The organism is Wenxinia marina DSM 24838 (genome assembly GCF_000379485.1).
In the GTDB taxonomy this organism is placed as follows: Bacteria; Pseudomonadota; Alphaproteobacteria; order Rhodobacterales; family Rhodobacteraceae; genus Wenxinia; species Wenxinia marina.
In genome coordinates this window covers 199,951-220,609 of the sequence record NZ_KB902288.1, presented here as the reverse complement: position 1 = coordinate 220,609, position 20,659 = coordinate 199,951, and the positions used below count along the sequence as shown (strand labels likewise).

Below are 20,659 nucleotides of genomic sequence, written 5' to 3'. Positions count from 1 at the left end.
CGCGATCGGCACGATAAGAGACATCTTCGTCAACCGACGCATTGTCTGAGCGGCTGCTGACGCATCCTGACCTGCTCTTCCAAAATCTTGAGGGCTCGTGCGGTGGCGGTTCCCGACACCTTAATCCGCAGTCCGTTTTGGATCTCGTTTGGGGACTCATCGACCGACCGGCGCCGATAACCCTTTCGGCGTCATCCAGCGCCAGAAAGTCTTGCGCAATGGTCGAAGATATAATAGCAATTAGTCAATGGCGCTGACAATTCGGTACACACATTTCCCGCCCTCAACCAACACTCCACCATAATCCGATGAGACACATGAACAATATCGACGAAAAGCTACAACCGATCCTTGCCGAAGTGACGCGGCGCAATGCCGGCGAGCCGGAATTCCACCAGGCGGTGCACGAGGTGATGGAAAGCCTCGGGCGCGTCGTGGCAAAGCACCCTGACTATCTCGAACAAGCGCTCATCGAACGGATCTGCGAACCTGAACGCCAGATCATCTTTCGCATCCCTTGGGTTGACGACCACGGCAATGTCCAAATCAATCGAGGATTTCGCGTCCAGTTCAACTCCTCCCTCGGCCCCTACAAGGGAGGAATGCGGTTCCACCCGTCCGTCAATCTGGGGATCATCAAGTTCCTGGGCTTCGAGCAGACCTTCAAGAATGCCCTAACCGGCCTACCGATCGGTGGCGGAAAAGGCGGAACGGATTTCGACCCGAAAAACAAGTCCGATGGCGAGATCATGCGCTTTTGTCAATCCCTCATGATAGAGCTGCACCGCCACTTGGGCGAGCAGACGGATGTGCCGGCCGGCGATATTGGTGTTGGCGGGCGTGAGATAGGATACATGTTCGGGCAATACAAGCGGCTTACGAATCGATATGAGTCTGGCGTGTTTACAGGCAAAGCCATCGCCTACGGCGGATCCCGCGCCCGCACAGAGGCAACTGGTTTCGGCAACACATATTTCACCAAGGCCATGCTTGAGACGCGCCAGACCGATTTCGACGGCAAGCGCGTTGTGGTGTCGGGTGCGGGTAATGTCGCCATTTATACTATCGAGAAAGTGCAGTCATTTGGCGGCACCGTCATCGCCTGTTCGGACTCTAGCGGCTACATCATAGATGAAGCCGGGATTGATCTGGACCTGCTTCAGGAGGTCAAGTCCGTCCGCCGCGAGCGAATTTCGGAATATGCCCGGTTGCGTGGGGATGGGGTTCATTTTATTCCAGTCGGAAAAGGATCTGTCTGGGATTTACCCTGTGACGTGGCAATGCCCTCGGCCACCCAGAACGAACTGACGGGAAAGGACGCGAAATCACTGGTCAAGAACGGCGTGCTTGCAGTCGGCGAAGGCGCTAATATGCCCTGCACACCCGAAGCGATCCGCATCCTGCGCGGGGCCGACATCCTATTCGGGCCCGGCAAGGCTGCAAACGCGGGAGGCGTTGCAACTTCGGCACTCGAAATGCAGCAGAATGCTAGTCGTGACCGTTGGAGCTTTGAGCAGACCGAACGACGATTGGCGCAGATCATGAAAAGTATTCACGACAGGTGTGCCGAAACTGCCGATGAATATGGTGCTCCTGGTGATTACGTCCTGGGCGCGAACATTGCCGGATTCGAGCGGGTTGCAAAAGCCATGCGAATGCTTGGAGTCATCTGACCCGATCCTTGGTTATACAACTAGCGGTGGAATCGGACCACGATTTACGCGATCGCGCCGTCAGCGGCGAAACAAGCGGGCCAGCCGCCTCACCGTGACTCCCTGTGTGACGCTTCATCTGCTTCTCGACAACGCGAAGAGGCATGGAATGCGGCGACTTGCGAGGCCGAGGAGGTTGTAGGAAAGCAATTTGGCGATCGCATCGCAGGTGTCATACGCGAGCTGAGAACTAGAACCCGACATCCAGAGGTTCAATCGCCGAAGCTGAGGTGCGTTGGTGCTCCAGCGGTTCTCCACCGGCTACATTGCCGCTTCCACTGCCGAACATTGGGCCTTCCGTATTGACGGTAGCTTACCGTTCGTGACAGATGGATGAGCAACCGATTCACGTTCCCCGTGAATTCGTCTTCGGAGGGATTGCGGTTTAAGACTCGCGACCCTCCGTTTTTTTGATCAGGTTGCATCATTCGTGCGGGTGGTCGATGTTTCCGTCCTTCTTCATATCAGGACCTGTTGAACCCTTGATCCTCGAGAAGGTCACAGCCGCTACCCGCGCCGATTAGACCGTCGCGCCTCTTCTCGACGTGATGATGGATGCTTTTGGGGTGGACGCCGGGCCGCTCCTCCCGTGCTCTAATGGTGACCCCCCTCGGCGCCCTCGCAATCCAGAAGAACTGCTGGAGACAACCAAGCTGAACGACTCGATCCTCACGTCCGGCTCGCGACACCCTCACCCGCATCCCGGACTACAAGATCACCAAGGTCGACGATTTGCCGCCCTGGCACTGGAACCGATAGCGGCCAGACCGGACGCTTACCACCGAGCGCTGTCAGAAGGTAGCGGGGGTCCTCCAGGGCGGTCGGTGGCGTCGCGCCGAGAAGCATGTCCCGGATCATGCCTCCCGCGAGTCCGGAAGCGACCGCTAGGACCGCGATCCCGAATATGTCGAGGCCTCTTCGCACCGCGACCAGCGCGCCACTGAAGGCGAAGACGAAGGTCCCGAGCAGATCGAGCCAGATTGCGAGGGGAAGAATTTCCATTCGGCTACCGACCTTTCTCGACCTCTCGGCATCATCGTCGGGAGAGGGCTGATCGTCCACATTCCGACGGCAGAATGGCGAGACGACAGCTCTTGATAACCACGGGCCGAATGGCGATATGAGGCCCATGACCATGTTCAGTCTTCATACGAGGTTCCTGCTCTTCGCAGGGAATACACTGAACCGCCGTTAGCCCCGGGCGGGTTCGGGCCTGTGTCCGTCCACGCCTCGGGGTTTGTCGATCTCCCTCGGATCAATCGGAATGACGAACGCGTCCACCGCGGCGATGGTTCTGGCTGGTGATCGGCCGGGTCGGGGCGGTGGTGCGTGCGTCTGGTTCAACCTCCTCGTCATGGAGCACGCCATGCTTCCCCACGTCTTCAAGTCCCCGCTTCCCTCCACACCGTCCTTCGATCCGGCCGCTCGGCGCGGCGACCGGACGAGCCCCCTCGGCACCTGGCTCCGGATCGCTTTCCGCAATTGGGAGCGCCGCAAGATGATCGAATCTCTTCGCGCGCTGGACGACCGTCTCCTGCGCGACATCGGAATCGAACGGAGCGATATCCCGCGCGTCGTCGATGGATTCACGAACCGCGAACGCGCCATGCAACCGGTCTCTCCGCGGGTCGCACATGAATACCGCGTGCGGCGAGACAAGCTGGCGTAACTACCAGCGCCGTCTTTCTCCACTAGAAAGTGACGCGCCATCGCATTGCGGTGGCGCGTTTTCCGCAATGTTTTCCCACCGACCGAGAAGGACTCAATGGCTCCTTTTCTACTACGGTTGCGCTTATGCAACCTCAGAGGCTCGACACTGTCCTTCGCGAGACGTGGGCATGATTTTCGTGAGACAAACCGATGACCTTCGACAACATCACCCGTCTGCCGTTCGGCAGAGACGTTCGAACCCTGCTCGAACGGGAACTTCCCGCCAGCGGCTTTGCCCTCACTCGCGACGACCGTGCCGGGATCGAACGCCTGCTGCAGCAGCGCGGAACCCGACATGCGCCGAACCCGCCGCTGCTTAACGGGCTACTGCGTCACAAGCTGCGGATCTCGAGCCCTGCCCCGAGACCGACGCCGCCTAATCTCGTCGTGAGCGGCTCTCACGTCACCTACATGATCAGTGGCGAGGGGTCGCGGGCCGGTTTCGATGAACCCCATCCCGCTTCCGGGACAGGTGCTTGTCGCCTCTCTGTTGGGTGCGACACTGATCGGCATGAGAAAGCTCCAGAAGGTGCCGCTCCTTCGCAACGACGGCGAGATCTCGGTCGTGGTGGTCCTCGATGTGAAGCCGCCGCCCGACCACGCCGCTTGAACACGTTCGCCGCGCCCCGCCGCCGCGAAAGGATTTCGACATGACATCAAGAAAGTCCCCGATGCGGACCGCCGGACGGCGGCCCCGTGTCACACTCGGAGCAGACACCCTCGATCGTCTTGAGGCGCTCGCCCAAGGCGCCCTTCGACGCAATCCTGGCCTCGCCGACCGGCTGCTGGAGGAGCTGGGGCGTGCGCGAATCGTGCCCGCCGAAAAGCTGCCATCCGACGTGGTCGCGATAGGGCGGTCCGTCACATACCGGGATGTCAATCGGCCTGCAATCGGGACCCCTTATAGGCGCGCAATCGGGACCCCTCTGTTGCGCGGGTAGCCGGCCCGAGGCGGCGTAGCTTTCAGGTGGCGCAGGCGGCTCGGGCCGGCGGGTTTTTCGGGCTCAGGCGCGGGTCTTGAAGCGCCAGCTCTCGTTGCCGGTCTCGACGATGTCACAGTGGTGGGTGAGCCGGTCGAGCAGAGCGGTCGTCATCTTGGCATCGCCGAACACGCTCGGCCATTCTCCGAAGGCGAGGTTGGTGGTGACGATGATCGAGGTGCGCTCGTAGAGGCGACTGACGAGGTGGAAGAGGAGCTGACCGCCTGTTTGGGCGAACGGCAGGTAGCCGAGCTCGTCCAGGATCAGGAAGTCGAGGCGACAGAGGAGATCGGCCGTTCGCCCCTGCCGGTCGGCGCGAGCTTCGGCGTCAAGCTTGTTCACCAGGTCCACCACGTTGAAGAACCGACCGCGGGCGCCGCTGCGGATGCAGGCTCGCGCAATGGCGACCGCGAGGTGGGACTTTCCGGTTCCGGTGCCGCCGATCAGCACGACGTTGCGCTGGTGCTCAAGGAAGCCTCCGCCAGCGAGATCACGCACCAGGGTCTCGTTGACCGGCGTGTCGGCGAACTCGAACTCATCGATCTCCTTGGCCAGCGGCAGCCTGGCGATCGTCATCTGGTATTTGATCGAGCGGGCCTGCTTCTCGCTGATCTCTGCGTGCAGCAGGTCGCCCACGACCTTCTGAGGTTCGTGCTGGCGTTTCACCGCGGTGGCGATGATCTCGTCATAGGCGGCCTTCATGCCGTAGAGCTTGAGCTGGCCCATCGCGTCCAGCACCTGCGATCTTTCCATGGTCGGGTCTCCTGAGGCTGTCGTATCTGGCGCAATCGGCGGTAGGCTCACAGCTCAGGCGCAGCGCCTCGGGTGTTGCGATGTGCAGAGGCGGTGGCGGTTCGCGCCGCCGAGCCAGGATGTTCAGAATGACGCCAGCGGAATGCACGCCCTCGCTCAGCGCCTCGGCACAGGCGGCCTCGACCGCGTTCAGTCCGTCGGTCAGCACGGCACCGAGAATGTCGACCATCTGACGATCGCCGTTCGGCATGCGGCCGAGCCTGCGCTGCACGCGCCGGATCGCTGGCGGCAACTCCCACTCCTTGAAGGGTGCGCCGTTGCGCAGGGCCCCAGGCTTGCGGGCAAGCACCGGGATGTAGTGCAGCGGATCATAGATGTCGCGGCCAAAGACGCGAGCATGCTCCCCGACGATCTTTCCGCTCTGCCAGAACTCCACGCGTTCGGCATAGGCGCGGATCTCGACCGGCTTGCCGACGGCACGGGCCTCCACCGAGTAGCGGTTCTTGTCGAACCGGACGAGGCAGGTCTTCGAGACCGCGGCCGGCACGGCATGGAAGCCGTCGAATGGCCCGACATAGGGCACCAGACTGGGTCGTTCGGCTTCGAAGACCTCCCAGGTGGTTTTGTCGCGCAGCTCCGGATGCGGATGCGCCTTCGCCCAAGCGATGCAGCGGTCCAGGAGCCAAGCGTTGAGCTCGGCGTAGCTCTTGAATCGCGGGCGCGGCACGAAGAACCGGCGGCGGATCACGCCGACCTGGTTCTCCACTTGGCCCTTCTCCCAGCCTGATGCGGGGGTGCAGGCGACTGGATCGACCAGATAGTGCCCGCACATCTGCTGGAAGCGACGATTGTAGGCGCGGTCTCGGCCGACGAAGATCGTGTCCACCGCCGTCTTCATGTTGTCATAGATCCCGCGCGCGCAGGCGCCCCCGAAGAAGGCGAACGCCCGGTCGTGGGCATCGAACACCATCTCCTGCGTCTCGCGGGGATAGGCACGGACGAAGAGCATCCGGCTGTGGCAGAGCCGGACATGGGCGACCTTCACGGTCGTCGTGGCGCCATCGATCACGACAATCTCGTGGCTCCAGTCGAACTGGTAGGCTTCGCCCGGGTCGAAGCTGAGCGGCACGTAGGCCGCAGCCGACGCCTCGATCGCCTCCTTCGACCAGGCAGCCGCATAGCGGCGCACGGCATCGTAGCCGCCATCATAGCCGAGGGTGCGCAGCTCCTCGAAGATCCGGATGCGGGTCAGGCGCTCACGCTTCGGCCGGCGGGCATTTTCGGCCAGCATCCTGTCGAGCTCACGGCGCCACGGCCCGATCTTCGGCTGGGGCTGGATGCTCCGCTCGTAAGTGAACTCCGTCGCGCCCGACCGGATGACCTTCCGCACCGTCTTCCGCGACACCCGCAGCTCACGGCAGATCTGCTTGATCGGCTTCTTGTCTTGAAAATACGCTCGACGGATCTTCGCAATCGCTTCCACCAACAGCATCCCAAACTCGGCTCCCGACTTCCTCGGGAGCACGATGGACCACCCGCATCAGGGGGTCCCTTTTGGGAGCCGATCACCCCAATACGGGGTCCTTTTTCCACGCCGGTTCACACGCAAGAGGGCAATTGTCACCCGCCGGCTCCGGTTCAGCTGGATGAAAGTCGGGGGTCAGAGCACTCCGACCGTAGGCACTCCCGGCCCTTACCAGACCTTCGTGCTAGTAGCGGCAGATGGCCGGCCCCAGCCGGTTTCCGACATTCATGATCTGCTTGGTCGGATACGCTTCGAGTTGAACATCACTGCAGAACTCCCCCGAGGATGCGATAGGCGCCGCCATCAAGACGCTCGGGGACGAAGTGCCTCGCATCGCGGGCCTCAACTCTGACGGCTGCCTGACAAACAGTGTCGTCTCCTGCCCATGCCATGCCGCTGGCTCGCGGCGGCATGATGGCGCCGCGGCGGAATTACGTCTTCCCACCTTGAAGTGGTCATCGCGACCGCTTATCGTCACCAAGTGGGTGCGGTGACCGCTTGGCGTAAACACAAAAGGCGCACTGCCTGAAGGTAGGTGGTCGATGATTACAGCAGGTCAGGTCCAGAAACTGACGTCACTGACGGCCAATCAGTTGCGCGAGTGGTCGCACAGGCGCGATCTGATCCCGCCCGATGTCGAGGCAGGTGGGCCGGGTCGTCCGGCGCTCTACACGTGGCAGACAGTCTTATTGCTGAGACTGGCGGTCGTCCTGCGTGAGCGTTTTAGGATCGAACTGCAGGGCCATAAGGAGCTTCTTCACGCTCTACGGGACCTTTTCGCCGGAGTACCATTCCCGACGCTGCGCGGATGCGTGCTTGCTCTGCGCGCCATGGAGCTTGGTGAAATCCTGCCGGAGGGTATGGTTCGCGTCGATTCTGGCGACCAGGACACGTTGTTTTTGCGCCTTGATCCGCATCTCGACGTATTGGAGGCGGAGTTCTCGCCAACAGATCAGAGCGATCAATTCCCCTTGTTTCGTGCGGTGCAGGTCCGATGAGCACCCTTGCATCAATCGAGCGCGGGCTTCTCGATATCGGCTATGAGGCCGGGGCGATGCATCGCGCCTACACGTTCGCGGATGTTCTGGAAACCGACGCTGCCACCCGCACGGTGGCGCTTGCCGCATTCACGCAGACCCCTGAGTCCTTCCGGTCCGCGGCATTCGGAGTTGTCGAGAATGTGCAAGATAGTGCGGCGGCCATCATGGGCAGTCGTGCTCTCGGCGCCCCAATCTTCCTTTCCATCGATGGTGACAGCGTCGGAGTGTGGGCGGTGGGTGCGCGCGGGGCGCCGCGCCTGATTGAACGGGTGCCGGTCAAGCGACTACCAGAACTCTTCGCGCGCAATCGAGACGCATGGACGCCGCAGGCGCTGCACCGCGTCAAAGCGGCGGGACATGCTCGCGATGTTGTGCAGATCGATTTCGTTGATCTCGGGTTGTTGCCGGCCATTGAACACGAGGTGCAGAATAAACTGCACCAGACCATGGCCGATGTCCTCGACCTGCTGCTTCCGAAGACTGCAAGTTCCGACGCCGAGAAGGCTGCCTTCCGGCTCACTTTCCGGTTGCTCGCCGCTAAAATCCTCATTGATAGGGGGCATCCTGCGGCATCGGAATGGAAGCCCGATGACGTCATGGCTGTGTTGGAAGGAATCCAAAGCTACTATGGCCTCGGTTTTCTTGGAGCCGATGTCGCTGCTGTGGCCCACGAGAGCATAGACGCAGCTTGGGCGCGGTTAAGGACCGCAATTACGCTTCGTAATATCTCTTCAGACAGCCTCGCATTTGTCTACGAGAACACGCTGGTTACTGCAGACACTCGAAAACTTTTCGGCACACACAGCACTCCACGGCCGGTGGCAGAGTATGTGCTTCGTCAACTCGATCTTTCACGCTACGACCCCGAAACCGTACGGATCGCCGAGCCGTTTGCGGGTGCCGGCATTTTTTTGGTCGCGGCTCTGCGTGAACTGCGAGACCTCCTACCTTCGGATTGGCCTGCCGAACGGCGACACCAATTCTTGATCAGCCGTCTGGCCGGGGCCGAACTCGACGTGTTCGCTTGTGAGGTGGCAACACTGTCATTGATTTTGGCGGACTATCCCAATGCCAATGGCTGGCATCTGAGTTCGATTGACCTCTTTGCGAAAGGTGCGCTCGACGAATTTCTCAGGGGGGCCACCGTCGTACTTTGCAACCCACCGTTCGAGGATTTTACCAAAGAGGAAAGGGGCGAATATGCCGATGCATTCGCCATCTCCCCCTCCAAGGCAATGGTCGCACTCAGTTCGGCCATCGATGCAGGACCCGACGCGATAGGATTCGTTTTGCCACGCGGGGTTCTTCAGCAGAGGAAATACCGCAAGCTTCGAGAGCGTCTTGCATCACACTATCACCGGGTCGAGCTAGTCTCGTTGCCCGACCGAATCTTCGAAAAGGCAACGTTTCCCTGTGCTCTCGTCCTCGCAGTTGAACGTCGAGCACAGGTGGAGAGCGGTAGGCCGGTTCGGCTCACCGCGAGGACGGTTGCGGATGCGGGACGAGCGCAGTTTCTTGAGAGTGGTGACGTAACCTCCAGCCGCCAAGCTGTTCGGGAGGTTGCAGACGGAAACCTTTGGATTGGTGAGCTTGATGCGCTCTGGTCATACCTTGAAGATTCGCCAACTCTTGGAAGCTTTGCCGACATCTTCCGAGGCCTCCAGTGGCGCTCCCAGCGCGAGGGAGTGTCCCATCAACCAGGGCCGCTGAAGGAACGTGGGGTATATAGGCCTGTTGATAGTCTCGCTCCGTTCCAATTGGCCAAGCCTGTTTGGCTTATTGCGGACCCAGACCGCAACCTTTATCCAGGACCGTTGAGCCGACCTTGGGAAAAACCCAAGGTTCTCATCAATAATCAGCGTTCCTCGCGTGGCCCGTGGAGGCTTGTCGCTGCCCCTGACGAGGGCGGGCTTTGGGCATCCCAACAGTTCAGCGGAATCTGGCCAACCGCCAGCTATGACATTTATGTCCTTGCGGCTATCTTGAATGGTCCCTTGGCTAACGCATTCGTCACAGAGCACTCGACTGACCATGATTTCACAAATGCGATGCTCGCAAAACTGCCGCTCCCACGCAGTCTCGATACGGCACAGATCAGAAACGCGGTAATTGAATATATAGCTGCGCTGGAAAATAAGCATCAGTCGTTGCTGGTGCTTGATGAAAGCGACGAGGAACTCATTCGCCTTTTGCTATGGATTGATGCGCTAGTGCTTAAGGGATACGATTTGCCTCCACGGCTGGAGCACCAGCTGCTCGCGTATTTTGATGGTTGTAGGCGCCCGACGGAGCACGATTTCCAGGGTTGGTTGCCCAAAGACTTGAGAGGTTTTGTGCCTCTACACGAATGGCTGACAAAGGATGATGCGATAAACCGCGGACCTTGGGTTCTCGACGTGTTTAGGCCAATGTCCGACGAGGAGAATGATGCGATTTCAAGGTTCATTGCTTGATGGATCATATTCTCCTCGACACCAACTTCGTGTCTGTTCTATTTGATCCACGACGTCCGAATTTCAGTTCCGTGAGGGCGCGCGCTCAACGGTTTTCCCAAACGGATGTCGTATATCTCTCCGCGGTAGTTTTGGCTGAGCTTCGCTACGGGATGGAGGCGGCACAGCGGGTGGGCCAAGATGTTTCCAATATCCGCAAAGCTCTCACTCAAGCTGGAGCATATCCATTGGCGGAAGTGGGTCGCCATACAGCAGAAGCCTACGGAGAGGTCAAAGCACGTTTGGCGGATCACTATCTCGACATGTCGCGCCGCATACCGCGTTGGCTAGAAGATTGGACAGATCGGGCGTCCGGTAAGGTGCTGCAGGTCGACGAGAACGACCTATGGATTGTAGCTCAGGCCATTGAGCGTGACTACCTGCTAGTCACGAGCGACCAGCGGCTCGCGGATCGTTTTTGCCCGGCCATAGCTGAATTAAGAATTTCTGTTGTCTAGCTAGCCACCGTTTCAAGCGCGAGTAGCCCATGGCCCACGGCTATATGCTCATTTTAGATTTATCCTCAACCTTTTCGATAAGTCATGAGCTAGACTCTGCAACGACCGCTTGCTGCGCATCGCTTCCATTCGTCAAAGACGCAGCGAAAGGCAGCTCTCCGCCCTTCTGCGACGTTGGAGCTAGCCACAGGCAATGTCAGTCGCTTCATCGCGGCGTTCCCCACGCTTATCCCGGCGATCAGCGAGTTGGCCGCGGCCAAGCCGAATGTGCGATCGGGGCGTTGACGCCCGCTGCACGGGGCGGCCGTGTGCCGTTCTGCTCATCAGACCGCCGCCGATCTGGTATGTTCCGAACTGGCGCAGCGGGGGAAGCATCATGGCGGCCATAACGGCAGAGAAGCGGATCATCGAGCTCGAAGCGGCTCTGGCCGACTACGCGCATCGCTACGGCATGACCGACGAAGCGCGCCGTCTGTTGGTCAAGGACCCTTTCCATCGAGTCCAGCTCGAGACGAAGAGGCCGGACGACGAGCATGTATGATCGACTGTCGGACCGAGATGCCACGACGCGCCGCTTGTCGACGACCTCGGGGCCGCGCCGGGAGAGCCTGATCGCCGAGTACGCCCGCAGGTCCGAAGCCGCCTACGCTCCCGACACACTTAGGAACTACCGCATGATCATCCGCCTGTTCAGCGCCTGGTGCGCGGAACACGGCCACGATCCTCGGCCGCCCATCGCGCCGGCCGTGGTCGCCGAGTGGGTGGACGGGATGGGCGGGCGCCTGGCGGCGACGACGATCGAGACGCGGCTTTGGGGTCTTGCGGAGCTGCATCGATCGCACTTCCTTCCCTCGCCATGCCGGCATCAGCTGGTCGAGCTCGCCCTGAAGAGCGTGAAGCGGAAGTTCGGGGCCGCGTCGCGCCAGGCGCACCCCCTCGGCAAGGTCGAGGTGCTGGATGCGATCGGGCAACTGGGATCGAGCCGCAGGGACGCTCGAGACAGAGCGCTACTCTGGATGGCCACCGACACCTGGTGCCGCTCCTCGGAGCTTACGGGTTTCCGGGTCCGCGACATCCATCGGCAGGCTGGCGGGACCGCCCTGCTCTACGTCGCCCGATCAAAGACCGACCAATTCGGCGTCGGCGCCTATGCCTTCCTCTCCGCCCGAGGGACGGAGGCTGTACTGGCCTGGATCCAGCTCGCGAAGCTGAAGGACGGCGACCCGATCCTGACAAAGTCGCAGCGCGGCGGAGCGCGGACCCCGCTGAACGGAGCGACGGTGTCGCGCATCATCAAGCGGTGTACCGGTCGCGCCGACGTATCCGCCCACAGCACCCGCATCGGCGGCGTTCAGGACGCGTTCCGGATCGGATGCGACCTGTCGTCGATCATGGTCGCAGGCCGGTGGACGTCGCCGGAGATGCCGGCGCACTACGGAAGGATGATCCTGGCAAGCCAGTCGGCGGCGGCGCGGGTGTCGGCAGCGTTCGCCGATTGAAGGCTTTCCGCAGAGCAAACCGGCGAGGATGCTCGGAGTTCATCCCCGCCGTGCCGTTGCCAATACTGAGCCTTCCAATGGCCGAATCCTGTAGCGCCCCGCCCCGCTGTCGTCGTTTGCAAATGACATAGCGTCGCTCGAAATCATCAGACGATCGCCCAATCGAGGCGGCAGCTGTTGGGGCCAAGGGGCAGGACAATGGGATGACCGGAGCCGAGATGGCACCGGTCATCCGGAGGTTGAAGCGCTAAAGGCCATAACTTGGGGACCCATGGGCGCCTCGGCAACATGCGGCGGGGGAACCGCCGAACTGGCAGCAATTTATCCGGTCGAATTGACTTGCCAGTACCACGGTAAGCGACAGTCGCACGCGCTTGGATTCGACGTCGTGAGGTCGCAACTAGCCCGCGCCGGCGGCAGCGTCGCGCTGTGCCCGCAGGACCAGCAGGAGACGGTGTGAGCATTTGGGGTAGGACGCCGTCGTCCCACGGTTCAAGTTGACCCTACCGCGAAGCCCGATGGCCACCGCCAGCTACACCACTTAGCGTAATCGCCACGCCCGACCTACCGCCTATGGTGGTGCAAGATGGAGGTGTTGCTGCGGCAAACTCCGAGGCCCAGAGCATGGAGGATATGATGGGAGTGTTCTCCTCTCGACACGGCCTATGTGCACTCCCATACCGGGAGTGCAGGAGGCAACCATGTACATCGACACCATCATCGGACCGGTCCGACGGAGGACGCCCCCGCTCGTCGTTCTTTATGGAGGTTTTGCGGAAGCGATGCGCCGCGGCGAGCGGTTTCGGGCGGAAGCGACACACCGAGCGGCCTACGTCTACGTCACCGGGGCGTTTCCGACGCACCTACGCCGGGAAAAAACCGAATTCCTGCGGCATATCACGCGGCTCTCCGAGAGGCCTTCGAGCCTCGACGGCCGCATCGGCGGCGTGATCCTGAAGGACGGCGTGGCGAAGAACCTTGAGCTCGAAGAGCACACGATGGTCCAGGCCGTTCGTCAGAAGATGCAGGAGGGGTATCGGATGTCGTTGGGGCGGCCTTATAGCCGCCGGCGGTATGACCTGATCCGGATGGTCCGGGACGATCCGGATCAAGGAGTTGAACGGCTGACCATCAACCGCCACGGCTTCGAGCGCGAGGGCTGGTAGGCTTCTAACCCCGGTCTTTGCCGCCCGCATGCCAGCGCAGTCCGAACCGACCAGGAGCTAAAGCGTCTCGGGCAGGTCCGGCAGAAGCTCGCCAACGATGGCCGAGATATCGGCACCAAGAACCGTCAGTACGACGAGCGTCTCGATCATGTCGAGGCGTCGTTCGCCGAGCTCGTACTTGGCCACATAGGACGGCGGCTTGCCCAGACGCTCGGCGAGCCGCGCCTGCGACAGCCCGGAGCGCCGCCGCTCCTGCACCAGGATGGCGCGGAGGGACTTGTAGGCTTCCGATGAGACAGCTCCGGCCACGGCGTCGTCCTTGCGACTGGACGACGCCTCGTACTCCGACTATCGGATTGCCCCCAAATCAGGAGCAATCGCGGGATGGCCGCCCTGCTCCGCCAGCTGAATGGGTGGATATGCGCAAGGCGCTGATCGGTACGGGCCTCTTCCTGACACTTTGTTTCTTCATCCCCGCGGCGCTGCTGGAGCAGCGCAGCGGATGGCAACGTATGGTGGCTGCCTGCTCGCCCTGCTGCTGCTCGCGCTGCTGCGGCCGATGCCGCTGATCGGCCTCGGCAGACGCCCGTTCGTTGTCGCGCTGATCCTCTGCGGCGCCCTGCCCGCTCTGGTGACCGGCCGGGAGAAGATGACGGAAGCGACCGAGGCGGAGCTGGCAGCGCTACGGGTAACGGACACGGCCGCGTATCTCGAGCGGCTGGCGGAATACGACCCGGCTCGATGGCTGACCGAGCTCGAGCAGCTCGATCCGGCAGGGTTCGCGGCCGAGATGGCCCGTCAGGCGGAGGCGGCAGAGGTGGAGCGGCGCGAGGCGGAGGCACGGCGGGCGGCCGAGGCACGGGAGGCGCGCGAGCGGGCTGAGGCGCGGCGCCGCAGCGAGTGCAGCCAGACCTTTGAGACGCAGGCCTATATCGCGGCGCAGACCTTCGTGACGCGAGAACTGCGCTCGCCGGGGTCTGCCGAGTTCCCGAGCATCCACCGGGGCGAGGTTTCATCGCGGACGCTTGGCGGATGCGGGTTTCGGTTGGCGGCTTATGTCGATGCGCAGAACGCCTTCGGCGCGGTGATCCGAACGCGCTTCGTCGTGGAGCTGCGACGGGTGCCGGACCACGACGCCTGGGACCTGGTGTCGATCGCATTCGGCACGTGAGGGGTGCCTGCGGCGGGGCCGGGCCGTATTGCCGGCCTCGCCGCTGTCGCCACTCAGAAGGGAGGGAGGGGGTACCCCTTCCGTCGGACCGGATTGCGCCGCACCGACTCTCCGCGCTGCCCGCTGGCGCGGGAGAGCGCGCGCCGAAGGCCGACGGTCTTCGTCCAGTTCAGGAACTGACTCACGGTATCCACCTGGTCGTCGTTCCGTCCGCGCGGGAAGCTCTGCAGCTCGCGCTTGAAGTCCGCAAGCCACGGCGCTTCCCGCGGCAGGAGGACAAGTCCGGCCTCGATCGGCGCACAGGCCGCAGCGAACCGCATCTCCTTGTCCAGATCAGGCGTGACGCCATAGAAGAGCCTGCGGTGCGAGAGCCTGAACTCCTGCAGCAAGGGTCGCCCGCTCGCCGCATCCTCAATGAGCACCTTGTCCGGGCGCCACTTCTCGATCTGCCTGAGCACGGCATACTTCAGATCCGGAAAGTCCAGACGATCCCGCCAGAGGTCGAGAAGATACCAGCGCGCGTCGCGGTGGCCCCACGTCGTGCAGACCGAGAAGTCCGACCTGGGATCGGCCGACGTGCCGGTGTCCCAGCTTTGCACGAGGAGCTGGAACGTTTCGCGAGGTCCGGGCTCGTCGTAGGGGACGAACCATTCCCAGCGCAGGACCGAGCCGTCGGGGGCGATCGGGTTCTGCTGGTACTGGCAGTTGAACACCGCCGTCCCCATGTCCCGGCGCATCTCGTCGAGCGTCTCCCGGGGCAGGTGCTCGGGCGAGAGCAGATCGCCTGGCTTGCGCACGTGCACCCGGCCGTCGTCGAGCTCGATCACCTGCTCTTCTTCCGCGATCGCAGGCAGGCAGAGGTGCCGGTAGGTGCCCTTGTCGAGGAGATATCCGGCCGGGTCGCGCTCGTGCAGACGCTGCGCGATCATCACCACCCGACCTTGCGCAGGCCTGTCGAATCTCGAGAAGAGTGTGCCTTCCATAAAGTCCTGCGCCCGGAGAAGCTCGGCTTCGGACCTCGCATCGGCCGCCTTCATGAGATCGTCGATGATGATGTAGTCCGCGCCGTGGCCGGTGACGGACGAGCCGATGGAGACCGCTTTGCGGCCGCCTCCCTTTGTAGTCTTGAACTCGTCTGCCGTATTGCCCCGGGCCGCGAGACGCGTGCCCGGGAAGGTGGCCTCGTACCAGCGCGACATCATCACCTTGCGACAATCTTCGGAATGCTTCCGGGCGAGGTCGAAGCCGTAGCTTGCGACGATGATCTTCAGGTGCGGGTCGTGCCCCAGGAGGAACGCGACGTAGGCGACGGCGACGGTGATCGACTTCAGGCACCGGGGCGGGACGTTGATGACCAGACGCCGGTTCTTGGCGAACCGAACGAGGTCAAGCTCATGACACATCGCATCGATGTGCCATGAGGCCACGTACGGGGTCGACGAGCCCTGGTGCAGCGTGTGGAACACCTGTTGGACGAAGAGTGCGAAGTCATTGCGCCATTGCGCCTGCAGGAATTGACGCGCAAGGCGGGGATCGAGGTCACTCATCGGCTTGCTCCTCATCGTCCGCCGTCGCCCCGGAGCCAGCGGCGACGTTCTCCTGCGCCCGCCGCTTCGCAAACACCTCCTCCAGCATTGCGATCTCGTGGGCTTCGAGCGGAATGTCGTAATCCTGCGCAATCTCTGCGGCAACTGCCTGCACCTCGTCGGCATCGATGGCTTGAAGCATGGCAAGCGCCTTCAGATCTCCCCCGAGCGCCTTGTTCATCAGCACCTTGCCAGCGGCCTCCCTCTTGGAGATTGTCAGATCGCGGCCGCCCTCCCGGATCGTGATGCGGCTCTCAAGCTCGCGGCGAACACTCGCGGCGAAGCCCTTGGCACCAGGCGGCCGACCGCGCGGATTGCCCGATTGCCCCTTCTTGAACCGGTGCTGTACCGGGGGCTTGCCGTACCCGACCTCGTAGTCTCCGTCGTCGTCACGCGGGGGCATGGCTCGCCTCCATCGGCGCGAGGGCGGCCGCAGCCCGAATGTCGAAGGTCTCGCCGGACGGCGCGTGAATGGCGCTTTGGCCGGTCAGCGTCTGCCAGCGCCGGATCGCGACGTCGACGTACGCCGGATCGAGTTCGATCAGCCGCGCCCGCCGGCCGGTCTTCTCCGCCGCGAGCAGCGTCGCGCCCGACCCGCCGAAGCCGTCGATGACGATGTCGCCCGGGTTGCTCACATCCATCAGGGCGTCTGCGACCAGCGCCGTCGGCTTGACGGTCGGATGATCCGCGAGGTCGGCGTCCCGGCCGGCGCCGAAGCTGTTCACCCCGGCATAGTCCCAGACGTTGGTCCGGTTGCGACCGTGACGGCCGAGCTCGACGTTGTTGAGGTGGGACGCACCGTGCTTGCGGAATATGCAGATGAGCTCGTGCTTGGAGCGGTAGAGACTGCCCATCCCGCCATTGGTCTTGTTCCAGACGCAGAGGTTGATGAGGTCGAAGCCAACCTGTCGCCCGGCGGCGATCAGTTCTGCCACGTGCCGCCAGTCGATGCAGACCATCGCAACCCCGCCCGCGACCAGGCGGGCGTGGAGCTGCCCGAGGGATTTCACCAGGAACTCCGCGAACTCTGTCTCGCTCATTTCGCCCGAGGCCATCGCGAACTCGCGGTGGCCGCCGCTCCGCCCGCTCCGGACGTGCCCGTTCACGGGCACGTTGTAGGGCGGGTCGGTGAAGGCCATGCGCGGGGTCTCCTCGCCCATCAGCGTCGTCCAGGACGCCTCGTCGAGCGAACTGCCGCAGAAGAGACGGTGATGCCCCAGCTTCCAGAGATCCCCCGGGCGGGTGACGATCGGAGCGGCGGGATCGGGCTCCTCGACCGTCTCGGTCGGCGCCTCGCTCTCGATGCCACTGCTCCGGATCATCAGATCGATGACCGGCATCTCGAACCCGGTGATGGTGACATCGAGGTCGAGGGACCCATCGAGGTTCAGCTCGATGAGGTCAGCGAACTCGAGGCGAAGGTTGTCCTCGTCCCAGCTCGAGAGCTCGGCGAGCCGGTTGTCTGCGATCCGGAGGGCGCGGATCTGGGCTCCGGACAGGTGCTCGATCGTGACGGTTGGCACCGAGGTCAGACCGAGCAGACGTGCCGCCTCGACGCGGCCATGACCGGCGATGATCACGCCCTCGCCGTCGACCAGGATCGGCGAGACAAAGCCGAAGCTCTTGATCCCGTCCATCAGCTTTCTGACACTGACAGAAGAATGCCTGCGGTTGTTGCGCGCGTATGGCGCAAGATCGGCGATCCGGCGCGCGACGACCTTGTCCGCCATCCAGACCGTGGATGTTTCTACAGGTGCAGCGTCGCTGCGACGAGACGTCTCTTTGGTATTCCTCATGGCACACCTCCATCATTCGGCGACCTCTGCGAGGCCGCACGGGGCTACAAGAGAACCTTTGCGCGGGCGCGTTTCGCCGGCCCGCAGTCAGGGGTTCGGATGATGCCCGTCGAATGCGCCGTCACCGGAAAGCCGGTGGGTGTGCTGCCGTAGGGCGGCGCCTTCGGTGAGAAGGCAGCATAACAACTAAGCGAGGCCGCAAAAGCGTTCAAGGATTTTTTTAAATAAAGACAAACGGTTAGGTTAAAGAAGGTTAAAGCCCTATCTCCTTGGTCAACAATAGTCCGCCATTAAGGCCAAACCGACTGGACTACCCGCGCGAACCACGCATCAGTCATCCCACGCCCGACCGAGTTCGGGCGCTCCTCGGTACCGGCGGCAGACCCGCGCCGGCATCCTCAGAGGAGACCTCCAATGCCGAAGACTCCCCAAAAGACCCCAGCCTCTCCGCCAGCGGCAACGCCACCGACCAAGGCGGCGCAGGTGCGGGATCTACTGACCCGCCCCGAAGGCGCGACCCTCGCGGATCTCTGTGCCGCCACCGGCTGGCAGCCGCACTCCGCCCGGGCAGCGCTCAGCCGCCTGCGGAAGGACGGCACCGCCATCGAACGTACCGCCGGCGAGAGCGGCGCGGCCTCGATCTACCGGATCGCTGCCGCGGGAGCCGCCGGATGACGCTCGCCGATCTCGAACAGATGGACCGCGCCGCGCTCGTCGCGGCGTGGTCCAGCCTCCTCGGCCGGCCAGCGCCGAAGTCGATGAGCCAGCTGCTCCTGCGGCGGGTCCTCGCATTCGAGCTTCAGTCCCGCAGCCGGGGCGGCCTCTCCAGGGCCGTCGAGCGCGCTCTTGCGGCCCCAGACCCGACGAGAAGCCGCGCGACGCTGAAGCTGAAGCCGGGCGCGCGCCTGATGCGCGAATGGAACGGCGTCACGCACGTCGTCGACGTCACCGACACCGGCTATGTGTGGGGCGGCCGAACCTGGCGTTCGCTTTCGGTCATCGCCCGCGAGATTACCGGCGCACACTGGTCGGGACCGCGGTTCTTCGGGACGAGCGTGAAGGGGGCCCGATGACCCGCCCTACAGTCCGCTGTGCGGTCTATACCCGCAAGTCTTCGGACGAAGGGCTGGAGCAGGACTTCAACTCGCTCGACGCTCAGGCGGAGGCGTGCGCTGCTTACATCGCGAGTCAGCGCCACGAGGGCTGGAGGCCCCTGCCCGGCCGCTACGACGACGGCGGCATTTCGGGCGGCACGCTCGACCGGCCGGGGCTGCAGCGTCTGCTCGCGGAGGTCGATGCCGGCCGGGTCGACATGATCGTCGTCTACAAGATCGACCGTCTCACCCGCTCGCTCGCCGACTTCGCCCGGCTGGTCGAGCGGCTGGAGGCGAAGGGCTGCTCCTTCGTCTCCGTCACCCAGGCGTTCAACACCTCCTCCTCGATGGGTCGGCTGACCTTGAACGTCCTTCTGTCCTTCGCGCAGTTCGAGCGCGAGGTCACCGGCGAGCGCATCCGCGACAAGATCGCCGCCTCGAAGAAGAAGGGTCTCTGGATGGGCGCGCTTCCGCCTCTCGGCTACGATCCCCATCTCGACCGGACCCGGCGCGAGCTTGTCGTAAACGAGGCTGAGGCCGAGACTGTCCGCCGCATCTTCGCGCTCTACGACGCTCATGGCTCTCTCGCCGCCGTCGAGGCCGAGGCGGACCGCGAAAGTCTGCGCTCGAAGTCGCGGCTCTTCGCGTCGGGCCGTCGCCAGGGCGGCGGACGGCTGAGCCGCGGGCATCTGCACCGCATCCTGACCAACCCGATCTATCGCGGGCTCATCGTGCACAAGGACAAGACCTGGCCAGGAACGCATCCTGCGATCATCGATCAGGCGACGTGGGATCGCGTCCAGGCGAGGCTGCAGGAGACCAGCGGACGGCGGCGTGGCGGAGCGACGAAGAATGCGGCCGATGGGACCGCGCCTCTCGTTGGCCGATTGTTCGATCCGACCGGAGATCGCCTGACCCCGACCCAGACGACCCGCGGAGGCGTGCGCCATCGCTACTATGTCTCGAACCGTCTGATCGCTAATGGCGCCGATCCGACAGGCTGGCGCCTGCCGGCGAAGAGGCTCGAGACGATCCTTGCCCGCATCGTCGCGGAGCGGATCGAGGAACTCGCGGCCGGGCACCGGCTCGTTCAGAAGCCCGATGTTGCGCTGGAGCCGGCCTTGCAAGAGCGCGCGCGCGACCTTGCCGAGGACACCCGGCAGCGCGGCGGGGAGAGCGTTGCCCCGATTGTTCGTCAGGCGACCCTCTCCGGGCGCGGGACAGTCCGGATCGATCTCGATGCTGCGGTCCTGGCTCACCGATTGTTCGCCAACGAGGCCGATCTCGCTCCGGATCTCCTGAGCTTCGATGCCCCGTTCGAGGTCCGGCGCCGGGGCGTGGAGGCGCGCATCCTCGCGGGCGACCGGCAGCCGGCGCCGGACCGGGTCCTTCTGACCGCTCTGCGGCATGCCCATCGCTGGGCCGCCGCCGTGCGGCAGGGAGCGACTGTCCGCGAGGTCGCGACCAGTGTTGGACGCGCTGAAGGCTACGTTGCCCGCCTTCTTCCCCTCGCCCTGCTCTCACCGCGCATCCAGGAGGCCATCGTTCAGGGGACCCAGCCAGTCGATCTGACGCTGGAGCGTCTGTCCCGCACGCCTCTCCCGCTCGAATGGGAGCGCCAGGAGGCGATGATCGGGCTGAGGGGCTGACGCAAAGCTAGCCCCGAGGATGTGGGCA

At 63.2% G+C, this 20,659-nt stretch carries 20 protein-coding genes; 13 read left to right on the top strand and 7 right to left on the bottom strand.

The window, feature by feature from the left end; all coding sequences use genetic code 11:
* Nucleotides 1-317 precede the first annotated feature (317 nt).
* Nucleotides 318-1,673: an NADP-specific glutamate dehydrogenase gene (gene gdhA, locus A37W_RS23215; protein ID WP_081617079.1), complete on the top strand. Its 1,356-nt coding sequence runs from the start codon at nt 318-320 to the stop codon at nt 1,671-1,673.
* A 708-nt stretch (nt 1,674-2,381) separates the two neighbouring features.
* On the opposite strand, the gene A37W_RS0110235 is transcribed toward gdhA, so the two are convergent.
* Nucleotides 2,382-2,714, bottom strand: a complete 333-nt coding sequence (locus tag A37W_RS0110235) for a trimeric intracellular cation channel family protein (RefSeq protein ID WP_018302943.1) — start codon at nt 2,712-2,714, stop codon at nt 2,382-2,384.
* Between the two features lie 262 nt (nt 2,715-2,976).
* On the opposite strand from A37W_RS0110235, the gene A37W_RS21480 reads away from it, so the two are divergent.
* Both A37W_RS21480 and A37W_RS23210 read left to right on the top strand, forming a co-directional pair.
* The gene (locus A37W_RS21480) at nt 2,977-3,381 is read left to right on the top strand and encodes a DUF1127 domain-containing protein (protein ID WP_081617078.1); all 405 of its coding nucleotides are present in this window, start codon (nt 2,977-2,979) and stop codon (nt 3,379-3,381) included.
* Between the two features lie 691 nt (nt 3,382-4,072).
* Nucleotides 4,073-4,363 carry a GreA/GreB family elongation factor gene (locus A37W_RS23210; RefSeq protein WP_081617077.1) on the top strand — a complete coding sequence of 97 codons (291 nt, stop codon included), beginning with the start codon at nt 4,073-4,075 and terminating at the stop codon, nt 4,361-4,363.
* 63 nt (nt 4,364-4,426) lie between these two features.
* Here A37W_RS23210 and istB read toward each other — a convergent pair whose 3' ends face one another.
* Nucleotides 4,427-5,155, bottom strand: coding sequence for an IS21-like element helper ATPase IstB (gene istB, locus A37W_RS0110220; RefSeq protein WP_026198414.1), 729 nt, complete (start codon nt 5,153-5,155; stop codon nt 4,427-4,429).
* Nucleotides 5,088-6,647 (bottom strand): IS21 family transposase, encoded by a 1,560-nt coding sequence (gene istA, locus A37W_RS21470; RefSeq protein WP_018302939.1) that lies wholly within the window; start codon nt 6,645-6,647, stop codon nt 5,088-5,090. The genes istB and istA overlap by 68 nt, the downstream gene beginning before the upstream one ends.
* A 575-nt stretch (nt 6,648-7,222) precedes the next feature.
* Between istA and A37W_RS0110210 the strand changes: the two genes are divergently transcribed.
* From A37W_RS0110210 to A37W_RS0110190, 6 genes are all read left to right on the top strand, one after another.
* A complete protein-coding gene (locus tag A37W_RS0110210) occupies nt 7,223-7,678 on the top strand; it encodes a MerR family transcriptional regulator (protein ID WP_018302938.1) in 456 nt (151 codons plus the stop codon).
* A complete protein-coding gene (locus A37W_RS23205; protein ID WP_081617076.1) occupies nt 7,675-10,173 on the top strand; it encodes a DNA methyltransferase in 2,499 nt (832 codons plus the stop codon). Before A37W_RS0110210 ends, A37W_RS23205 begins: the two co-directional genes overlap by 4 nt.
* On the top strand, nt 10,173-10,670 hold the full coding sequence (locus A37W_RS23200) for a PIN domain-containing protein (RefSeq protein ID WP_081617075.1): 498 nt from the start codon (nt 10,173-10,175) through the stop codon (nt 10,668-10,670). Before A37W_RS23205 ends, A37W_RS23200 begins: the two co-directional genes overlap by 1 nt.
* Nucleotides 10,671-11,046: 376 nt before the next feature.
* A complete protein-coding gene (locus tag A37W_RS23715) occupies nt 11,047-11,211 on the top strand; it encodes a hypothetical protein (RefSeq protein ID WP_018302936.1) in 165 nt (54 codons plus the stop codon).
* A complete protein-coding gene (locus A37W_RS0110195; RefSeq protein ID WP_018302935.1) occupies nt 11,204-12,169 on the top strand; it encodes a tyrosine-type recombinase/integrase in 966 nt (321 codons plus the stop codon). The genes A37W_RS23715 and A37W_RS0110195 overlap by 8 nt, the downstream gene beginning before the upstream one ends.
* A 701-nt stretch (nt 12,170-12,870) precedes the next feature.
* Nucleotides 12,871-13,335: a hypothetical protein gene (locus tag A37W_RS0110190; RefSeq protein WP_018302934.1), complete on the top strand. Its 465-nt coding sequence runs from the start codon at nt 12,871-12,873 to the stop codon at nt 13,333-13,335.
* Nucleotides 13,336-13,392: 57 nt separating this feature from the next.
* Here the strand turns inward: A37W_RS0110190 and A37W_RS0110185 are convergent, their stop codons facing one another.
* Nucleotides 13,393-13,644, bottom strand: coding sequence for a helix-turn-helix domain-containing protein (locus A37W_RS0110185; protein ID WP_018302933.1), 252 nt, complete (start codon nt 13,642-13,644; stop codon nt 13,393-13,395).
* Between the two features lie 250 nt (nt 13,645-13,894).
* On the opposite strand from A37W_RS0110185, the gene A37W_RS21465 reads away from it, so the two are divergent.
* Entirely contained in the window at nt 13,895-14,506 is a 612-nt protein-coding gene (locus A37W_RS21465) for a hypothetical protein (RefSeq protein ID WP_169776495.1), read from the top strand.
* A 53-nt stretch (nt 14,507-14,559) separates the two neighbouring features.
* On the opposite strand, the gene terL is transcribed toward A37W_RS21465, so the two are convergent.
* From terL to A37W_RS0110165, 3 genes are read right to left on the bottom strand one after another with little or no spacing between them, the layout of a single operon-like run.
* Complete coding sequence (terL, locus tag A37W_RS21460; RefSeq protein ID WP_018302931.1) at nt 14,560-16,053, bottom strand: phage terminase large subunit; 1,494 nt, start codon at nt 16,051-16,053, stop codon at nt 14,560-14,562.
* Nucleotides 16,046-16,495, bottom strand: coding sequence for a DUF5681 domain-containing protein (locus tag A37W_RS23710; protein ID WP_018302930.1), 450 nt, complete (start codon nt 16,493-16,495; stop codon nt 16,046-16,048). Before A37W_RS23710 ends, terL begins: the two co-directional genes overlap by 8 nt.
* Entirely contained in the window at nt 16,482-17,822 is a 1,341-nt protein-coding gene (locus A37W_RS0110165) for a site-specific DNA-methyltransferase (protein WP_018302929.1), read from the bottom strand. The genes A37W_RS23710 and A37W_RS0110165 overlap by 14 nt, the downstream gene beginning before the upstream one ends.
* 480 nt (nt 17,823-18,302) lie before the next feature.
* Between A37W_RS0110165 and A37W_RS21450 the strand changes: the two genes are divergently transcribed.
* Genes A37W_RS21450 through A37W_RS0110150 form a run of 3 tightly spaced genes read left to right on the top strand, consistent with a single transcriptional unit; the run spans nt 18,303 to nt 20,631 of the window.
* Nucleotides 18,303-18,563 carry a DUF3489 domain-containing protein gene (locus A37W_RS21450; protein WP_047772148.1) on the top strand — a complete coding sequence of 87 codons (261 nt, stop codon included), beginning with the start codon at nt 18,303-18,305 and terminating at the stop codon, nt 18,561-18,563.
* Nucleotides 18,560-18,961 carry a DUF2924 domain-containing protein gene (locus A37W_RS0110155; protein WP_018302927.1) on the top strand — a complete coding sequence of 134 codons (402 nt, stop codon included), beginning with the start codon at nt 18,560-18,562 and terminating at the stop codon, nt 18,959-18,961. Before A37W_RS21450 ends, A37W_RS0110155 begins: the two co-directional genes overlap by 4 nt.
* Nucleotides 18,958-20,631: a recombinase family protein gene (locus A37W_RS0110150; RefSeq protein WP_018302926.1), complete on the top strand. Its 1,674-nt coding sequence runs from the start codon at nt 18,958-18,960 to the stop codon at nt 20,629-20,631. The genes A37W_RS0110155 and A37W_RS0110150 overlap by 4 nt, the downstream gene beginning before the upstream one ends.
* The last annotated feature ends 28 nt before the right edge of the window (nt 20,632-20,659 follow it).